Annotated in this window: 11 protein-coding genes; 7 read left to right on the forward strand and 4 right to left on the reverse strand. The window is 56.7% G+C overall.

What is annotated here, in order from left to right; all coding sequences use genetic code 11:
* The first annotated feature begins 2 nt into the window (after positions 1-2).
* The 4 genes from AC2FJZ_RS19295 to AC2FJZ_RS19310 are packed head-to-tail and all read left to right on the forward strand — an operon-like array spanning position 3 to position 3,776.
* The gene (locus AC2FJZ_RS19295; RefSeq protein WP_496779692.1) at positions 3-989 is read left to right on the forward strand and encodes an ABC transporter permease; all 987 of its coding nucleotides are present in this window, start codon (positions 3-5) and stop codon (positions 987-989) included.
* A 51-nt stretch (positions 990-1,040) separates the two neighbouring features.
* Positions 1,041-2,036, forward strand: coding sequence for a substrate-binding domain-containing protein (locus AC2FJZ_RS19300; RefSeq protein ID WP_058275445.1), 996 nt, complete (start codon positions 1,041-1,043; stop codon positions 2,034-2,036).
* Positions 2,037-2,088: 52 nt separating this feature from the next.
* Positions 2,089-2,979 (forward strand): hypothetical protein, encoded by an 891-nt coding sequence (locus tag AC2FJZ_RS19305; protein WP_496779659.1) that lies wholly within the window; start codon positions 2,089-2,091, stop codon positions 2,977-2,979.
* Positions 2,967-3,776, forward strand: a complete 810-nt coding sequence (locus tag AC2FJZ_RS19310) for an NAD-dependent epimerase/dehydratase family protein (protein ID WP_496672236.1) — start codon at positions 2,967-2,969, stop codon at positions 3,774-3,776. Before AC2FJZ_RS19305 ends, AC2FJZ_RS19310 begins: the two co-directional genes overlap by 13 nt.
* 409 nt (positions 3,777-4,185) lie before the next feature.
* On the opposite strand, the gene AC2FJZ_RS19315 is transcribed toward AC2FJZ_RS19310, so the two are convergent.
* Positions 4,186-4,317: a hypothetical protein gene (locus AC2FJZ_RS19315; protein ID WP_496672234.1), complete on the reverse strand. Its 132-nt coding sequence runs from the start codon at positions 4,315-4,317 to the stop codon at positions 4,186-4,188.
* 151 nt (positions 4,318-4,468) lie between these two features.
* Entirely contained in the window at positions 4,469-10,213 is a 5,745-nt protein-coding gene (locus AC2FJZ_RS19320; RefSeq protein WP_496779660.1) for an alpha/beta fold hydrolase, read from the reverse strand.
* A 365-nt stretch (positions 10,214-10,578) separates the two neighbouring features.
* Here AC2FJZ_RS19320 and AC2FJZ_RS19325 point away from each other — a divergent pair, with 365 nt between their 5' ends.
* Positions 10,579-14,553, forward strand: coding sequence for an AAA family ATPase (locus tag AC2FJZ_RS19325; protein ID WP_496779661.1), 3,975 nt, complete (start codon positions 10,579-10,581; stop codon positions 14,551-14,553).
* 110 nt (positions 14,554-14,663) lie between these two features.
* On the opposite strand, the gene AC2FJZ_RS19330 is transcribed toward AC2FJZ_RS19325, so the two are convergent.
* Positions 14,664-15,254, reverse strand: coding sequence for a UbiX family flavin prenyltransferase (locus AC2FJZ_RS19330; protein ID WP_496779663.1), 591 nt, complete (start codon positions 15,252-15,254; stop codon positions 14,664-14,666).
* Complete coding sequence (locus AC2FJZ_RS19335; protein WP_496779694.1) at positions 15,251-16,759, reverse strand: UbiD family decarboxylase; 1,509 nt, start codon at positions 16,757-16,759, stop codon at positions 15,251-15,253. Before AC2FJZ_RS19335 ends, AC2FJZ_RS19330 begins: the two co-directional genes overlap by 4 nt.
* A gap of 135 nt (positions 16,760-16,894) precedes the next feature.
* Here AC2FJZ_RS19335 and ubiT point away from each other — a divergent pair, with 135 nt between their 5' ends.
* Positions 16,895-17,437: a ubiquinone anaerobic biosynthesis accessory factor UbiT gene (gene ubiT, locus AC2FJZ_RS19340; RefSeq protein WP_496779665.1), complete on the forward strand. Its 543-nt coding sequence runs from the start codon at positions 16,895-16,897 to the stop codon at positions 17,435-17,437.
* Complete coding sequence (ubiU, locus tag AC2FJZ_RS19345) at positions 17,437-18,414, forward strand: ubiquinone anaerobic biosynthesis protein UbiU (protein WP_496779696.1); 978 nt, start codon at positions 17,437-17,439, stop codon at positions 18,412-18,414. The genes ubiT and ubiU overlap by 1 nt, the downstream gene beginning before the upstream one ends.
* Positions 18,415-18,417: the final 3 nt, after the last annotated feature.

The following is an 18,417-nucleotide window of genomic DNA, read 5'->3' on the forward strand; positions in this document are numbered from 1 at the left end:
CTATGGTCGCTCAAGCCAACATTTCCGAGAAACGGTCAGTTATGCGGCGCATCCTGCAGGCATTCGTTGACATCCGTGAGCTGACGCTAATCGTTTTGATCGCCGCGATCATCATCGTGATGGCCAACGTCAATCCCTATTTCTTCAGCTTCTCGAACTTTCGGGCCGTGGCTGTGGGCATGGCCCCGACTGCAATCATTGTGATCGGCATGGCAATCCTGCTGGCGTCTGGCGGGTTCGATCTTTCGGTTGGATCAGTCATGGCACTGTCTTCCACCGTTGTTGCCATGTTGCTGCTGACTGGCATGCCTATCCCGCTTGCGGTGATCTGCGGTCTGATTCTTGGCGGCGTCATCGGGGTTGTGAATGGTTTGCTTGTCACGGGACTCGGGATCAACCCATTGATCGCCACACTTGGGACGATGTCGATCGCGCGCGGCATCGCGCTGGTTCTGACCGAGGGTTTCTCAGTCTCCAGTCTGCCCGCATCATTCGGCTGGATTGGCAAGACCGACATTGGCGGCTTTCCTGTGATCGTGTTGCTGACCCTCGTTTTAGTGATCATTTTTGACCTGGCAGTGCGCCACACCCGGTTTTTCAGGCAGGTCTACTTCATAGGTGCAAATGAAAAAGCTGCGATGCTTTCAGGCATCCACGTAACACGCGTTCGCATCATCCTTTATGCGCTCACCGGCGTTTTGGCGGCCTTGGCTGGGGTCCTGCTGGCCTCCCGCTTGATGAGCGGCACGCCAACAGCTGGCAATGGAATCGAACTGCAGGTGCTGGCTGCGGCCGTTATCGGTGGTGCGTCGTTGCGCGGAGGCGAAGGCACAATTCTCGGCGCATTCCTCGGCGTCGTGTTCGTTGCCTTGATCAACAACACGATGACCATGCAAGCCGTTTCGATCTACTGGCAAATGATTGTCATCGGTGGCGTGCTCGTCTCAGCCGTCGCATTGGACATGCTGATCCGCAGTAAACGGGGCTGACCTCAATCAAAAGAAACCGAAAACTACTAATCATCCAAAAGGGAGATCATAATGACTGAGATGACTGTAAATCGGCGCAGGCTTCTGACAGCGGGCACAACCGCAGGATTGGCCGCTGCCTTCGGACTACCAATCCTGTCGAAAGAAGCCATGGCACAGGCGGCTGGTAAGGAATATGTTTTTCTCTCCATCGTAACTCAGGTGCCGTTCTGGGTGGATTACCGCAACGCGATGGAAGACCTCGAAGAACTGATGGGTATCAAGGCCACGTTCACCGGTCCGCTGGATTTCGACACAGCAGCACAGGCGCGTCAGCTTGATGAACTGATCGCCCGCCGTCCCGCTGGCATCTTGATATTCCCAGGCGATCCGGCGACGCTGGCGCCCGGCGTGGAACGCGCAGTCGAAGCCGGCATCCCCATCACTTGCTGTATTGGTGACATTCCCGACAGCCCCAGATCAACGTTCCTGGGCATCAACGGCGTTCAGGCTGGCCGCGTCGGCGGCGAGATGCTGGCCGAAGCCATTGGTGGAAAGGGAAAAGTCATCCTTGGTACATTCCCAGCGCCGTCTACCCTGGAGCGTGTCGAAGGGTACAAACAGATCTTTGCAGAGAAATATCCTGACATTGAGGTGGTTGACGTCGTCAACGATAAAGCCGACCCATCATACGCTCCGACGGCCTATCTTCAGGCTATCCAGGCCAACCCTGACATTGTTGGCATTGGTGGTACGGACGGCGACAGCGGCAAAGGCGCAGCCATCGCGGTCACCGAAGCTGGTCGAAAGGACATCAAGATCGTCGCGATGGACCGCAACGATGACATGCTGCCCTATATCGAAGACGGCACGATCCACGGTGCGGTTGCTCAAAAATCCTACCTCGAGATCTTCCTCGCCTTCCACATGATGCACTGGCAGAATACGGACGCACTGAAGGTCTTGCCGGATTGGAAGGCCGCCGGGATCAATCCACTGCCAGAACGCGTGGAAACTGGAGTGATGCCGATAACGGCGCAAAACGTCGCCCAATTCAAACACGTCTAAACGCTTTCCCGGCGCAGAAGTTTTGCGCCGGGTCACCGCCCGGGAACCCCTCATGCCTGATCGATGGTCCGTTCTGCAGTTAACAAAAGGCGAATTGGAGCTTGTTATCCTGCCCGGAATTGGTGGCCGTTTGTGGGACGTAATATTCCAGCGGCGATCGCTACTGTTTCAGAACTCTGACTTGGTAGGTTTGCCGATTGATGAAGTCGACCCGGCCGAGTTGCCCTCACGCTCACCGCAATTTGGTTTTCCTCTCTGGGGCGGGGAAAAAACCTGGATTGCGCCGGATACGGCCTGGACGGATGGAGCCCCGTTTACGGCACTCGACAGCTGCCCCTATCTGGTCACCTCACAAGATGAGACTCACGTCGAATTGACAAGCCAGATCTGCCCTGTCTCGCACCTGTCCGTGACACGTCGCATCACCCTGAAATCCGCCGCTGCGTGGAGCATTGAGCATAGTGTGACCAATCACGGTCACGTTTCCAGGGCAACAGGCATTTGGTCAGTAATGATGGTCAATACGCCCGCCACGATCGGGATTACGATGGGTGATCCCGAAATCTACCCCGTTTTTGGGCACTCCGGATCAATGGTTGAACCGGCGGCAAACTGCGTCATTACAGATTGCGCCAAACAACAAGAATTCAAGGTTGGACTTCCTAACCCAGATGGGGAAACGCTTATCAAGATCGGCAAAGCTGGCCCCTGGATACTCTGTTCAACCCATCCGCCAGCACCGAGCGACAGCTTTATGCATAAGTATCCCGTAGAGATATTCAATTCGGGCGACTATTCCTACTGTGAGGCCGAATGGCACTCGCCAAAATCTGATTTGGCGCGGGATGAGACGCTCAGGTTTCGTCAGGACTTTGAAATTTGGCCAGACAGCAATCCACCAATTCTTGGCTCGAATAGGGAGTTTATATCATGCATGTCCTGATTACAGGTGCAGGTGGGCATTTGGGTCGAAAACTCTTCGACGTGTTGGAGGCGGATCCTGACTATATAGTGTCAGGGATCGACATTCGCTCGGTTGATCACCCGGATATACATATCGCGGATCTGTCTGGTGACCCAATCTGGATCAAACTTCTGGAAGGTGTCGATGTAATCGTCCATCTGGCCGGAGACCGTGAGCCTGCCGCAAGCTGGTCATCAGCGATCAAGCACAACATGGATGCGACTCTTAAGCTCTATCATCATGCAGTAGCGATGGGTGTCAAACGTGTGGTTCTCGCCAGTTCGAACTGGGTCCACGGGGACAAGCGTTTCACCACTGATGCTTTGAAAAGCGACACGCCTCCAGGACCGGTGAACGCCTATGGCATGTCAAAGCTGTTTTGCGAACGGACCGGAGCTTACTTTGCGCAGAATCATGGGCTTTCGGTCATCTGCCTGCGTATCGGCTGGACCCAATGGACCTATGACAACAAGCCTGGACCGCATATGGCGATGGGCCGTTGGGGTCAGGAGATGTGGCTGAGCGATCGGGATTTCCTAAACGGCATGCGCGCAGCGATAGACGCAAAGGACGTCGCGTTTGCCGCCCTAAATCTTATGTCAGACAATCCTGGCATGCGTTGGGATATCGCCGAAACAAAACGGAAAATCGGGTACGATCCGCAAGATGGAAGCCCCGCGAAAATGACATCCGCCATCGCAATGAGAACCTCAATCAAAAGGCTTTTCTCATTTCGCATCGTTGAGTTTTTTGAGAAGAGACTTCCGCATTGGTAAAAGCGGTACCTTGAAGTTTTTGATGCTCTGCGTTCCGGGCAGTTCGAGAGTAGTTGCAGCCCTCATCGCCGTGTCATTTCTACTTCTTAGTTCCAAAGCAATTCAAAACAGAGAAGTGCTACACAGTACTGGACTCAAACCAATTTCCGAACATTTCCCATTGACCCCATTTCCTTTATTTTGTTAATTTTCAATATGTTGACAAAAAATCCTACCACCCCAGCCATGATTTTCCCTAATATCACGCACTGAATATGTCGCCTCTAATTGTGGCGCATTTTTAGCAGTTTAGCTTCTGACGTATTCAGTTGAGACTCGAATGTGAGCGCAACAATGGTCGATATTCGGCCACAGTCCGAGTTCGCGATTCCTATGGTATGAGTTAGGTTGTTTTAGAAGAAGTTTGAGATCAGAGCCCGGCGAACTGCTTGCGTTGAGCTGACCAGATTGCCGGAAAGCTCGACTTGATCAGGTAATCCGTGGTCAGGCCGTCAGGCTGATCGCCCGCAGCGATGGCATCCAGAACATCAAGCGCCAGCATTGCCAGGTCGACATCATCCTGAACACGGCGCTTGGAGGTACCTTCTTCTTCCGCGAATTTTGAGAACGTTCAGCCAACAACAATCATGGCCAACCACCGGCGCGTTTTGATGACGTTGCGGACAAGTGTTTGATCGATCTGAGGAGGCGGATCAGGTGAGAATTGTGCTCTGCGTCGTTCCATCTGAATACTCGACTTCCAGAATCCAATCCTGCTCGTTGCGGCCCACATATATATATGTCGGACCATCGCCTGGCGCAGGTCGGTCTGTGGTTACGGAACAGGTGAACTGATCGACATTATCAGCGACTGTAAAGGTCTCCTGATCCGCTGTGTCTTCGGCCTTCCCGTTCGCGAAAGGAAACGGTGCCCATAAGGCCGATGTGTGAACCGACACAAACCGCGCGACGTGGTCTCCGTTCGTCTCGCTGAGGTCGACCGTCGCGAAACACGCGCGGTGTTCATCGCCGGAAAGGAAAACAACATGGGAGATCTCGTTTTTTGCGATGTGAAGCAGCACCTCTTGCATCGTTGTAAGGTAGCCATCCCAACCGTCGGAATGGATGGCGCTGAGGTTCGTTGGGTCGAGCGACGCGTCACGCTGCACGGCCCGCCTGTGGCGCGGCAGAAAGAGCGAAGGTGTGATGACGAACTTTGGCCCATCGTGGCTGCTGAGGAACGTCTTTAGCGCGGCCATATTTGTGTTCAGTGGATCAGCGTCAAACAGTTTGGCACCGCCCAGGCTGTTGACCTGTCGCCTGCTTCTATCCGTGCGTGTGTCCAGCAGGAAGAACGGGAAACCGTCAAAATCGAACTCAACCCGGTTCGCGCGCAGGCCGTGTTGGTATTTCTTGTAAGCGTCAACTGCGGTCGCAAACCAAGTGGCAGGCGGCTGTCCCGACGGCTCCCAATTGTCGACCAACTCATGATCATCGAGCAACATGTACGATGGGCCCGACCGAAGCGCAGTTCTGACCGGGTTGGCGCGCAGCCAATTCTCATAGGGTGTGCGATAGCGGTCATCCTGATCTCTCGGGTCAAAAACCCCCGCAGTGGCATCAGAATAGATCTGGTCACCTACAAACAGCATGAAACGTGGGGCAGTCGCAGCAGGACCGCGCAGGCGATGCGCCAGACCCGCGTAGGACTTGTACGCCGTCGGACCGTCGAACATCCCGGCAGGGTACTGACAGGATCCGAACACGAACCGCGTGGTATCTGCCCCGATTGGCGGTTTACGATCCGGCACGATTCCATCATGCAAATCGAAACTCTGATCGCGAAGACTTTCCAGCGCGGCTGTACCAAAAACCGTATCGGGACCAAACTGCATTTCCGTGACCGCTTGCCGACTTACGCCGGTCGCCGCGGCAGGGTCGATCATCAATCGGTTGACCGTGCGCAAACCTTTATAGTTTTTGCCTTTGTCCGGCTTCTCGCCCTCTGGTCTTTCCATTGAAAGTTGGCGGGCCAACGCGTCTGCCACCGCGTCGCGCATGGCCTGAAAACTCTCTAGCGTGATTTCGCGGGACACCACATCAGACCGCTTGCCAGTGCGATCGAATTCCTTCAGTGTCTGCCTGTTTTCAAGCATGTAGTAACGCGCCGCGACGACCGGTGCGAGGACCCGCGCTTCGTCGTAGACGATAAGGATCAGTGTCGCGTTCCCGGGATTCGCAGGATCATGGTTCGGCATGACATCCGCTGCGGGAATCTCGAACGCATCCCACAATTTTTGTTCAAGCTGACTCGAACGATACACTGCCATGGAATCGAGAATTTCGTTCTTTGTCCACGGGCCGGTCTGGTCCGGTTTCAGGATGCTGTTTCCGGAAACATGAACCCGCAGCAATACGACCCCTTCGGGTTTGCGATGCGATGGCGCCGCGCCGATCCGCGCGATGTAGCCTTCTTCGGCAGCATTGTCCGGTTCCTCAAGCGTCATGATCGGCCCGATCCACGGAGCGTAGGCGACGCGCTCGTCGTTTCGAACATGGTTGTTTTGGCCTACATCCGCATCAAGGAACGTTCTAATACTTTCGAACGTTTCCAATCGATCCGCGCCGATCAAACAGTCTTGATGCCCCGCCCCCTCAATAATCTTAGGAGCAAGATACTGGACACCGGCATCATGCAGGATCTGCTCCATCCGATCCACCGTCGCAACATTGGACAGCCCATTGTCGCTACCATGCACGCTCAGAATCGGGATATTTTTCAAACCTTTCTCCAGCAAATCCCGGGACACCAACGCGTTGCGGCCACGATGGTCGGTCATCAGATCATGGCGTGCAAAATGCAGGGTCGATGCAACAGTGCGCAGGCTCAGAGCACCAAAATGATCGTCGATATGGTTAAGGACCCCGTCTTCCATCCGTGCGGCAGTGAAGTCGCGCCCGTACAGCGCATCCATCCGATGCCGCGTGCGTGTCCAAGGTGTCCGCTTCCAGGGCAGGATCGGGTTCTCGATGTCAAATTCCTCTACCGGGTAAGGCAAGGTGGTGACGACACGATCCCATAGATCGTCGACCAGGGTCGGGTTTTCAGGCCGGAACTCGTACGCGTCAGGCAGGAATTCCACCAGATAGCGCATAACGTAGCCGCGCAGGATGTTGATGGGGGAAAACACAACAAGCGGTCCCACTTGCGTAAAGGCCATGCGTCCGATTTTCGTGAACAAAGCGTCCGCCGGGGGATTCCCTTGCGCAGACTCCAATATCGCCTGACTGACGACGATCGTGCCCATGCAATGCGCCACCACATCCACTTGCTGAGCCCCGGTGAGTTCCAATGCCTTGTCGATAACCCAGTGAACATCCCGCTTTGCGATCTGCTCAAAGGCCCAAGGCTGCTTTGCCGTCTGCTTGAAGTATGGGCTCGTGCGCATGTCGGCGATCATCACGTCACGTCCGCTTTCGTACAGATGGCTTGCAAGGTTCGGCGTGACGGCCTTGTGGGCAAAGGTCGTTCCGCCAGCGCTGTAACCGTGAAACATCACCACAGGGCGTTCTGTGGTGTTTGAGTTCCGATACAGCGTGATACGCACCTTACCTTCGATCAATTCATCCGATGCCGAAAGCGCTGGTTTCTCTGGCAGGATCGCTCCTTCATCAAAGTGCGGCTCTGCCGTGACGGGCAAACCGACAGAGAGTGTCAGCTTGGCAGGTGGTTCAAAATCCACCTGCGGTTCGGATGGCCATTCGTCCGGCGCGCGGAAGCTCCAGATATGGATGCCAAGCAAGAGACGCAGGAAATAGCCCAAAAAGCCGCCAAGATCGGCGATCGCCTTAACCGAGTCCGCTTGTTTCACAATGCGGAACAACGGAACGCCAATCCGCGCCAGATACGCGGTATCGAGTTTCAGAACGCGCGGATGCGCAGTATCAATTCCAGGAAACCCCTCCAACTCGATTTCCATAAGCTGACGCCAGGGGTTTCCGCGCCGATTGTAGGTGAAGCGTTTTATCCCGACGATACGGTCTCCTGACAGCGTGAAATCTCCGCCCGGTGCCGCGGTTCCAACCTGAAGATCATAGACAAATCTGCGGACCTCGCCCGCGCGACTGGCAATGGCGAAGCCAGATTTGATCCTGCTCAGAAAACCCGGCCCCGGCGGGCCGGAGCCGCCGTCAAAAGCGGCCTGATAAATGTCCCTGAGCCCGCGGTTCCAGAACCAGGCGCGTCCTGCGCGCCAGATCCGACCAAGGAACCAACTGTCCTCCCGCTCCAGCACCTTGAGCGTTCCGCTAAGCGGTGCCCGGAACTTTGCCATAGCGTCGAGCTTCAGTTCTCGCACGGTCGGCGGGTCCCATTTCCTGGCCAATTGATCCCACTCATTCTTGTCAAAAACCCTGATCTCACTCTGGATCAGTCGCTCGCCGGTCGACGTGGAAACATCGAGCACCGGAAGCCCAGGCTGCCCGGGATTCAAGCTTTGCACCGGTTTGGGCTCGAACCGCATTGTCAACTCGACAACAAACAGGCCCGGCGGTTTGCCCTGCGGAGAAAACCGGACCGGGCCGTGCAGGCGTTCTATGACCTCGACTTCGGTCGGTTCGGGCTCAACGGCATGGTCCGTCTCACGAAATACCGGGCGTTCGAACGGTTGCGGTTGTGGTGCCGGGGGTTGCGCGGGATCGTATCCCCAGAATGCGGCCAGATGTCTGGCGGATCGCAGCGCCAGTGCCGCGATTGTCAGAGCCGGGTTCGTTCCAAGCGCAGTTGGAACAATCGACCCGTCCAGCACGACAAGCCCCTCATAGGCATCCGGGGAACTGTCGGACCTGAAGACCCGGCCGGTCGGGTTCACCACCCCGTCAGAGCCATGATCGGCCATGATCAGCCCCCCCAGCGGGTGAACGGTTGTAACCGGGCCGCGCTGGCCTCCGGTCAGGAACGAAAGATCCTCGGGTAAAAGCCGCCACGCCGGGTTTGCTATGAACCGCCCACCCGACCCGGTCGTCAGGTTGGAAAGGGTATCAACACCGTTGACGAAGGTTGACGGTTCGTCGCCCGGCCATAGCATTCGCGCGGTTCCGTCAACCTCGAAATCCTTGGACTTGTTCCGGACCTCAATCTCACCTTTCGCGCCATCGTCGCCCATAATAGCAAAGACAGCAGTCTGTTTGATCGACTGCGGTGGAATGGCATAACCATCATCGCTCGGGAATCCGGTTCCGTGCGAAGACCAGTCCATGTCCTGCAACGCATGGAGCGCGTTGACGGACCCGAAAACCTCACCAAAAACCACGCGAAGTGAGGCCGGAACCGAAATCTCCTGAATCAGAACGCCCTTGTCCTCGCGCAGGTCGATCACCCCGGTGATGGTCGGGCCAATATTTCGGGTCGACGGTTGAACTGCCTCATCGGCGACCGTGTTGACCTCGGAGCTTGTCGAAAAATCAGCTGCAAGCATGTCACCATTGGTCGAACAGCGTTGCCCCAGCATTTGTGCCGACAAAGCCAACCCATTCGCGTGAGAACGTGCCAGGATTTCATTCGACCCCATCGTGCCCGCCGCGATGATGATTTTCGATGCCCGAATACGGGTGACCGAATTCTCGCGCAGGCGCAGATTTTTGTCGGTGAAAACCGTATTCGCAATCCAGTTATCCCCATCTTTTGAAACGTATAAAACAGTACCACCGCAATAAATCTCGGCCCCGGCCTGATGCGCTTGCACCAGCAAACCGAGATCCAGCGATTCTTTTGCTCCAAAATTGCAACCCGTGGCGCAGTCGCCGCACCTGATGCACTTCTTGAGCCGGACATTCGCTCCGTTTGTCCGGTCCGTCATGGCGACCGTAATGTCAGCCGACCGAAAGTGTGACGGTGCCATACTTTCTAGCGCCTGATGTTTTTCAAGCGGCCCGTCCGGGTGATTGCCGATCTGGTTGGGCACGCCTCCGATCCTGGCCCCCAGCATTTCTGCCGCCTCATCGTAGAAATTCTGCCACGTGGTGAAGGTCGAGAGTTCAGCTGGCCATCCGGACTGGAACCGGTCAGGAGACGGCGTTTCCATGACCCCTGCATTGATAAGCGACCCGCCGCCAAGGCCATTTGCAACAACCACATTAACCTTGGGGCCTAACCTGACATCAAAAAGCCCCTGCCGGTTGCCATCCCGTCTCAGATATGTTGGCAGTTCGGCAAGACCACTGGGAAAGGCCCCCGGCAAGTACTCGTTTCCGCGTTCCAGCACACCAACCCGGACAAGTGACCCGCCGTCGGAGCGCCCTGCAAGGGTTGCTGCGGCCACCGCCCCACCATAACCGCTGCCGATGATGAGAACGTCAAAATGAACCTCATTATTGGGTGCGGCACTGACTTCAGCTGCAAGGTGTTCGAACCCTTTTGATATCCAGGCCGTCCGAGATTCCGTATCAAAACTACTCATTAATGAACCTGTTTGTTTGGTCCGGAAAACGATGGCGCAACGCAGTACTAGATCGGACCAGGATCCAGTTGCATCGCCGATCAATTCGGCTGGGACTCGCGAAACCACGAAGAGAAAAAGAGAGATGCGTCAGACGTCCCACTTGGCATTATAGCACATTTCCAGGCGGTCTTCGCGCGACACTGCCAAACGGCGTTCCTTGGTGAAATTCACAGACGCATTGGCTGAACATTCATAAATCCCGGATTCTGTGCAAAACTGGCCCCGGGCAGGCAGCTCGTCGATTGATCGCCTGCCAGCTTTGTTTGCACGCTGGCATGGCAGCGCGGAGACGTTTCGAGTATTGGTGGGACCGGAGGTTTGTCTTGGAAAACGCGTTGATTACGCTTGACAATCTGCTTCCTCTTTTCCTTTTGAAACGGTTGCATGGCACAGACGGTTCGCGGCCCGCAGAGGTAAACCTGTCGGGTGCAACACTCCTGATCGATGTGTCACGGTCCACAGCCCTGGTCGAGCGTGCATCACAACGCGGGCAAGCGGGGCTGGAACAGATCGGCAGGCTTCTCAACCAGTCTTACACGCGCTGCGTCGACTTGATCATTTCGCTTGATGGTGAGGTTGTCAGATTCACAGGTGATTCCATTTTGGCCTTTTGGCCGGACGACAAAGCAGGGGCACAGCGCGCCGTCGTTCAGGCCAAGCGATTTGCGGACACGATTTGCGGCCAGACTGACCTTGGCACCGAAACCCTTGGAACGGCGGAAGAAACCGCTTTCCATGCGGGCATCGGCCATGGCGACCTTAGGCTTCTGGCAGTTGGCGGCGATCCGATTTGGAACCTTGTGATCGGCGGTGATGCGCTGGATCAGGCTGCGCGCGCGCTCGACCAGACGGGCGTGGGCGAAGTCGCATTATCCGAAACGGCACAATTGGCCTATGGCAGTACCGACGAGGCAAAGTGGACACCCGCTGCACCGCCTGTCAACCGCGACGTTGATCCCGACACGGACTGGCTGCTTGGATTCGTGCCCCCATCTGTGCGGAACTCGATGGAATCAGGGTACGTGCAAGGAACACCTGACCCGTCTGTCAGTTCGTCGGGCAATTCCGAGATCAGGCCCGTGTCAGTTCTCTTTGCCCGATTAACCCGCCCCGCTGAAGAGCATCCTAACGAGGTTATTGACCTGACAGACCTGCATGACCTGTGTCGCGACATACAATTAGAGCTACGCGCACGGGACGGGCCAGCAAGTGAGTTCTTCTTTGATGGGAATGGTCTGGTCTGCCTTGCCGGCTTTGGCGGGCCTGGCGTTTTCCATCGTGATGACCCGCGACGCGCACTGGACATGGCCCAGGCGATCGTCGCCCTGGCCCACCGAAGAAAGTTGCGCGCTGCCGTCGGTGTAGCAACTGGTGATGCGCTTTACAGGGTGGCGGGCAGTTCCAAAAGGCTTCAACCGATGCTGTTCGGACAGTCGGTCAACCGCGCCGCGCGTCTGATGGCGCAAGTTGACGACGACATACTGTGCGACTCACGGACACAACGGCTGGCTCGAGGTGAGTTCGAATTCACACAAAGCAGATCGCTGCAACTGACCGGCCTTGGTGAAGTTGTTCCGGTCTTTCACCCGGCTCCACGACGCCAACAGATGGAGCGCGAGACAAAACTGATCGGGCGCGGTTCGGAGCTCGAATTCCTCAATACAGCGTTTGAGCACGTCAGTTCAGGTGCAAAACGACTTGTTGTCGTCGTCGGCGAGCCGGGCACTGGCAAGACGACGCTGATCAATGCCTTTGAAGACGGTCTGAAGGAACGTGGGGCCTCGGTTTTTGTTGCGCGCGCCGAACGGGATGACCGGCGAAGCTCACTCCACGTATGGCGGCAACTGCTGCACGCCCTGACCGGTCTGCAAGATCTACGAGATGGTCAAGCTGTCTTTGACGTGATTCAGCAGCACGTTGGCGACGACGCCCGAATTGCTGCAGGCTTGCCTTTGCTCAGCGACGTGCTGGCGATCGAATTGCCTGAATCTCAAAACACGATGCACCTGTCAGGTGCCCACAGAGCCGATGCGACGATGCGTTTGATCGCCGACATCGTCGGGTTACTGGCACCGCGCCCGGTCGCGTTTGTTTTAGAGGACAGTCAATGGCTGGACTCGGCTTCTTGGCGTCTTGTCGAATGGGTTCTAACCTCTCTCGACACGCTACTGGTGGTCCTTTGCGTCCGCGCAGGTGAAATACCGCAACCCCTGTCCGATTTAAGCCGGAGCGCGGAAGAGATTGCATCGGGCGCTACGCCAAGCCCGGCTGACCTGGCGCAGTATTACCGCCGCGTCGATCTTACGGAACTGGACGAAACCTCGATGCGTCAGCTGATCACGCGGACTCTGGACGGCACGCCAGCAGGGGCGGAAATCGAACATCAGATATTGTCACTGGCAAGCGGGAACCCGTTATTTGCAGAAGAGATCGCCTTGTCGTTGAAAAGCGAGGGAATGATCTTCGAGCGTGACGGCCACTGGCAGTCGGCGCGCCCCCTGCCCGACCTCGGCTATTTCGAAGGCATCGAAAGAGTGATCCGGGAACGTTTCGAACAACTTGATGGTGCCTCTCGCGAAGTTCTGAGCGCAGCATCGATCATTGGTCGCACGTTTGCAGAGCGGCCCCTGCAAGCGCTTCTGGGACACTCGGTGGCTACGGCGCTACAGCGCCTTGTCGACGCGCAACTTATCGTGCGCCAACAACAGGAAAGCCTGTACCAGTTTCGGCACGATCAGATTCGGGATGTTGTCTACAATTCGATTACCAATGATCGTCGGCGACATCTGCACAAGTCCTTGGCCACGTGGCTGGAACTGGAACAACCCGATGCGACTGCAAACGGCATCGCGACCCTGGCCCGGCATTTCGAAGCTGCGGGCGCATACGATCAGGCTGTCAAATATGCCGATAGCGCCGCGACCAGTGCATTGCGCAGTGGTGCCTATCGCGAAGTGGAATCTTTCCTCGCCATCTGTCTGGATCACGAGCCTCCGCACAGCAGTTGGACACCCGAGCAAAGGCTGCGATCGGTGACGTGGCGACGGCAGTTGGCAGAGGCGCATTATGGGCGTGGCGACATCCAGGCACAGGGCGTGGCCATTCGCTCGGCTCTTGACGTGGCTGGGCACACGGTACCGAACTCGGCCGTGTCCATTGGCCTGCACCTGGCCACACGCGGCTTGCGTATTCTAACCCGCCAAGCCTTGCCACATAATCGCGACTTTCGCACAGATACTGACGGGGCGCGATGGAATGGGGAAATCGCTCGGTGCCTGAACCAGGCAGCAACCGTCGACTATTTTGAACTGAGGTTCGCGCGTGGCATGTGCAATCTGCTGGGCGCCGTTATCCGGGCAGAGTGGACCGACGTGTCGGTTGAAACGGTTTTGTCCAACTGTCAGTTGGCTGCAGGGCTTGGCATGATGGGGTGGCGCAGGATGAACGCCCGACTGATGAACCGCGCCGAAGACGTGGCGATCAAGCTGGAAGACCCCGCGCTGCAATCGCATGTATGTACACTCGATGCGCTCTGGCGCGTGGGTGTTTGCGATTGGGGCATGCTCGACAAACGTATTGATCAGGCCCAAAAACTTGCACTGGAATCTGGCGATCAGCTTCGGTGGTGCAACGCGCAAGGCATTCGTTTCTGGTCGCAATACTATCGCGGCAATCTCGATGCGCTGGAAGAGACGACGCGTCTGCTTCTTCTGCGGGCGCAAAACGCCGGAAACATTCAGCAGGAAATTTGGGCGCTTCGCTGCAAGGCGCTTTACCTGCTGCATATCGACAATCCGCGTCAGGCCGTCGATCTGCTGCGTGTGGCAAACACGAGCATGTCTGAATCCGCCGATATTGCAGCCCGGATTTCGGCGACAGGTGCGATGGCGCTTGCTTTGACGCGGATTGGCAAGCATTCCGAAAGCTACGACGCAGCGGTGACAACCATGGAGTTCCTCGACCAGATGCGTCGGCCATCCTCACACAGCGTGATCGTCGGAATTTCGAGCGTGCTCGAAGTCCTTCTGCGCGGCCGGGAAGCGGGTTTGTGGTCAAACCAAAACGAAAAACGCGACTTGGAAGCGCGCGCGCTCGCGAAGCTGTCACGCTACAGCAAGGTCTTTCCCGTCGGAAAGGCACAGCTTGGGCTTTGGCGTGGGCTCAGCCAATTTCTGGACGGAGCCCAGGGCGAAGCGATGTCCGAATGGAAGCAAGCGCGGGACTGGGCCGACAAACTTCAACTGCGTAAGGATGCAACATTGCTAAATGCAGAAATCCGCCGCTGGCAGACACGTTGAAACTGACTGGCCGGTTCTGAAAGGGAATTCTGCAAGACAACAGACCAACCGTGTAGTCGCTTTAGAGTTAGCCCCCCGCGATTTCCCGCCACTGGTGCAAAGCCAAGCCTTTAGGATGAAACCGAACCTGAGCTCACAGGATGCCATTGCCGGGCCATCGGGTCGCTGATTTTCAGGCTATCCACAGCGCGGCTTGCAATTTGGTCAATGATCTCAACAAGATTGACCGGCTTCAGGTAGAAGGCAGGTACTGGCGGCATGATAATGGCCCCCATTTCGGCAACGGCCGTCATATTGCGCAGATGTGCAAGGGTCAGAGGCGCCTCGCGGGCCAACAGAACCAGCGGCCTGCGCTCCTTAAGTTGAACACTGGCGGCACGGGTCAACAGGTTATCATCCAACCCATGCGCTATGGCGGCCAGTGTGCGCATGGAACACGGCGCGACGATCATACCCGACACAGGGACGGAACCGGACGCGATCGAAGCTCCTATGTCATCCGAGGGGTGAGTCCGAGAGACAAGTCGTTGCAAATCCGCAAACGCAGTGGGACCGCACTCTTGGTGTAACGTGAGCTTGGCAGCAGCACTGACAACAAGGTCTGTTTCTACACCTGCGGCCGCCAATCGCCGTGCAACCGCTGGGCCAAGAGCCGCCCCCGAGGCCCCAGATACGCCCAGAACAACCCGAACCTGTTTCATGGCTGCAACTCCGGCATTCTTTTGTTTACAAGGTTTTGCGCGAATTCCAGATCCGCTTCAGAACTGCGCATGACCGTTCCCCATTCCCGTTTCGTTTCGCTTTGAATCTTGGTCGTCGCGTCCAGGCCAATCTTTCCTGCGAGGCCAGGCTCGGGTGACGCGAAATCGAGGTAATCCATTGGAGTTCTGTCTAAAGTGATCACATCGCGGCCAGGGTCCATGCGCGTAGCAAGCGCCCAGGCAATGTCATCCCAGTTTCGGGTGTTGATGTCAGCGTCGACGGCAACAATCATCTTTGTATAGCTGAATTGCGGCAGCATCCCCCACAGGGCCATCATCACGCGACGCGCCTGCCCCGGATACCGTTTATCGATGGCAACGATCGCAATGCGATAAGAACAGGCGGCTGGCGGCAGCCAAAGGTCGCAGATTTCAGGAATCTGCGCACGGATCGTCGGCAAAGCCAGACGATTGAACACCTCGCCAATGATCGCCGGCTCGTCCGGCGGTCGCCCGGTATAGGTGGACAGGTACAAAGGCGCTTCGCGATAAGTCACTGCGGTGACATGCATTACAGGGAATGGCTCGGCAGGATTGTAATACCCCGTGTGATCGCCAAAAGGCCCTTCAGGTGCCATTTCGTTTGGTGAAACCCATCCCTCCAGAATGATCTCGGCATCTGCCGGAACCAACATTGGAACAGTTCGTGCAGGGACTAGGCGTGGGCGGCTTTGGTTCAGCGCACCTGCAAACGTCAATTCAGACACAGTTTCCGGCAATGGCAGGGCCGCCGACAACAACGTCGCAGGGTTCGCGCCGAGGACGATTGCGACCGGCATTTTTTTATTGTTCCGGGCCCAGCCTCGGTGGTGACCAGCCCCACCGCGATGGGGCAGCCAGCGCATGATCAGGCGGTTTCGATCCAGTACCTGAACGCGATAGACACCTGCATTATAGCCCTGCGCAGCATTGGGTTCGCTGCCATAAGGCCGAGTCAGGACAACAGGCCATGTAATCAGCGGCCCTGCGTCTTCCGGCCAGTGCGTTTGTATTGGCAGCGCGCGCAGGTCCACATCAGGTCCACTGTAGCAAGCATGTTGGACAGGTGCAGTTTTGACAACCTTTGGCCGTGTGGACAGAGCCGCCTTCAGCATTGGCCACCGCGACAGCGCGTCCCGCAACCCGTCCGGAGGTGTCGGCGCCCGCAACGCGGCCAGAAAACTGCCCAGATCGTCCAACCCGTCAAGCGAAACACCCAAACCGGCGGCAACCCGTTCCGTTGTTCCAAACAAATTGGCCACAACGGGAATCGAGGACCCCCTCGCAGAGAAACCCGTTGGCTGATCAAATTGCAGGACCGGCCCCTTGGCCTCTAACACCGCTCGGTGAACGGCAGTCATCTGATGGCGCACTGAAACCGGGTCAGGGATATGCCTGAATTGCCCGTTTTCGTCACACCATTTCAGAAAATGTCGAAGGCTGGGGTATTGCGGAAGGGTGCGAATGGTCTTGCTCCGTCGGTGGTTCCGATCCCCTAGCAGCGAAACCTCGGCATCGAATTGACAACCGTCAAATGCATGGCTTCGCGAACCGCTTAGGACATGTCCGTAATCACCATCTTGAGACAGCAGGAGGTCTGTTTGTCTGTTCCCCAAACCCAGATACCACAATGCCCGGTCGCTTTGGCAACCGCGCTGAGGTTCGTTCCACTCGTACCCCTTTCACTGTCACTGACAGCGTTCTCGCGTCGGATCGCAAAAGCACATCCAGACATGTTTCGCAGGCTCGGGAAACACAATCGGGCCTTGTTTGTTCTGGACCCCACGGATTTGCCGGTTGTTCTGCTTCTCAAGCCAAATAATGGGCTTCCAACGATAACCGTGAGCCGAAAGCATGGGGACGGGACAGCGCGAATCTCTGGCCCTTTGGCGGCCCTGTTGGGGCTGGTGCATGGGGCTTTTGATGGCGATGCACTGTTTTTTTCGCGCGACCTTGTGATTCAAGGCGACACCGCAGCGGCCTTGGCTTTGAGAAACGCAATCGATGACGCGGAACTGGACCTCGCGCATGAGGTCACTAATGTGTCTGGCCCATTGGCACGCTTCTTGGAACAGATAATTGCATTCGCAGAACGTCGAACTGGCCTGTGCCTGACCCGGCCGGAGGACTCTCTTTCATGGTAATGGAAATCGTCTGCCCCGCAGGCACACCCGCCGCCTTGAGAGCAGCGGTCAAGGCTGGCGCTCATACAATCTATTGCGGCTTCAATGACGAAACCAACGCGCGCAATTTTCCCGGTCTCAATTTTGACCGGACCGAGATGCGGTCCGGGATCTCTTTTGCACATGAACACGGCGCCAAAGTGCTGGTCGCGATCAACACGTTTCCCCGTGCAGGCAGCGAGTCCATCTGGCATCATGCGGTGGCAGACGCAGAAACCTGCGGCGCGGATGCGGTGATCCTGGCCGATCTGGGACTGCTGGATCATACCGCGCGGAACCATCCCGGCTTGCGCAGGCATCTGTCCGTTCAGGCAGCTGCAGCCAATGCCGATGTGATCAACTTTTATGCCGAGACGTTTGGCGTCAAACGGGTGGTCTTGCCGCGTGTGTTATCCGTACACGAGATTTCCGCTATCAATGCCGAGACCGACGTCGAGACCGAGGTTTTTGTCTTCGGCGGTCTATGCGTCATGGCCGAAGGGCGATGCTCACTGTCCTCCTATGCCACAGGGCTGTCCCCAAATATGAACGGTGTCTGCTCACCGGCCAGCCACGTAGAGTATGAGGAAGATGACGGAGCTCTGGATGCCCGTCTTGGCGGCTATCTGATTCATCGCGTCGAACGGAATGCGCCTGCACCATACCCAACGCTTTGCAAAGGGTGTTTTTCTGCAGGAGGAAAGACCGGACATCTGTTCGAAGACCCCGTCAGTTTGAATGCTGAACGGTTGATCCCGCAATTGCAGAAGGCCGGTGTGACCGCCTTGAAAATCGAAGGGCGTCAACGTTCAAAATCCTATGTCGCGCAAGTCGTTCGAAACTTTCGTGCTGCAGTGGATGCATTGGATGCCGGACGTCCGCTGCCCCAGGGGATGCTCGCTCGTTTGTCCGAGGGGCAAGCCATGACAACCGGCGCATACAAAAAGACCTGGAGATAGTCT

It is taken from the genome of Ruegeria sp. CDSA079 (genome assembly GCF_059612245.1).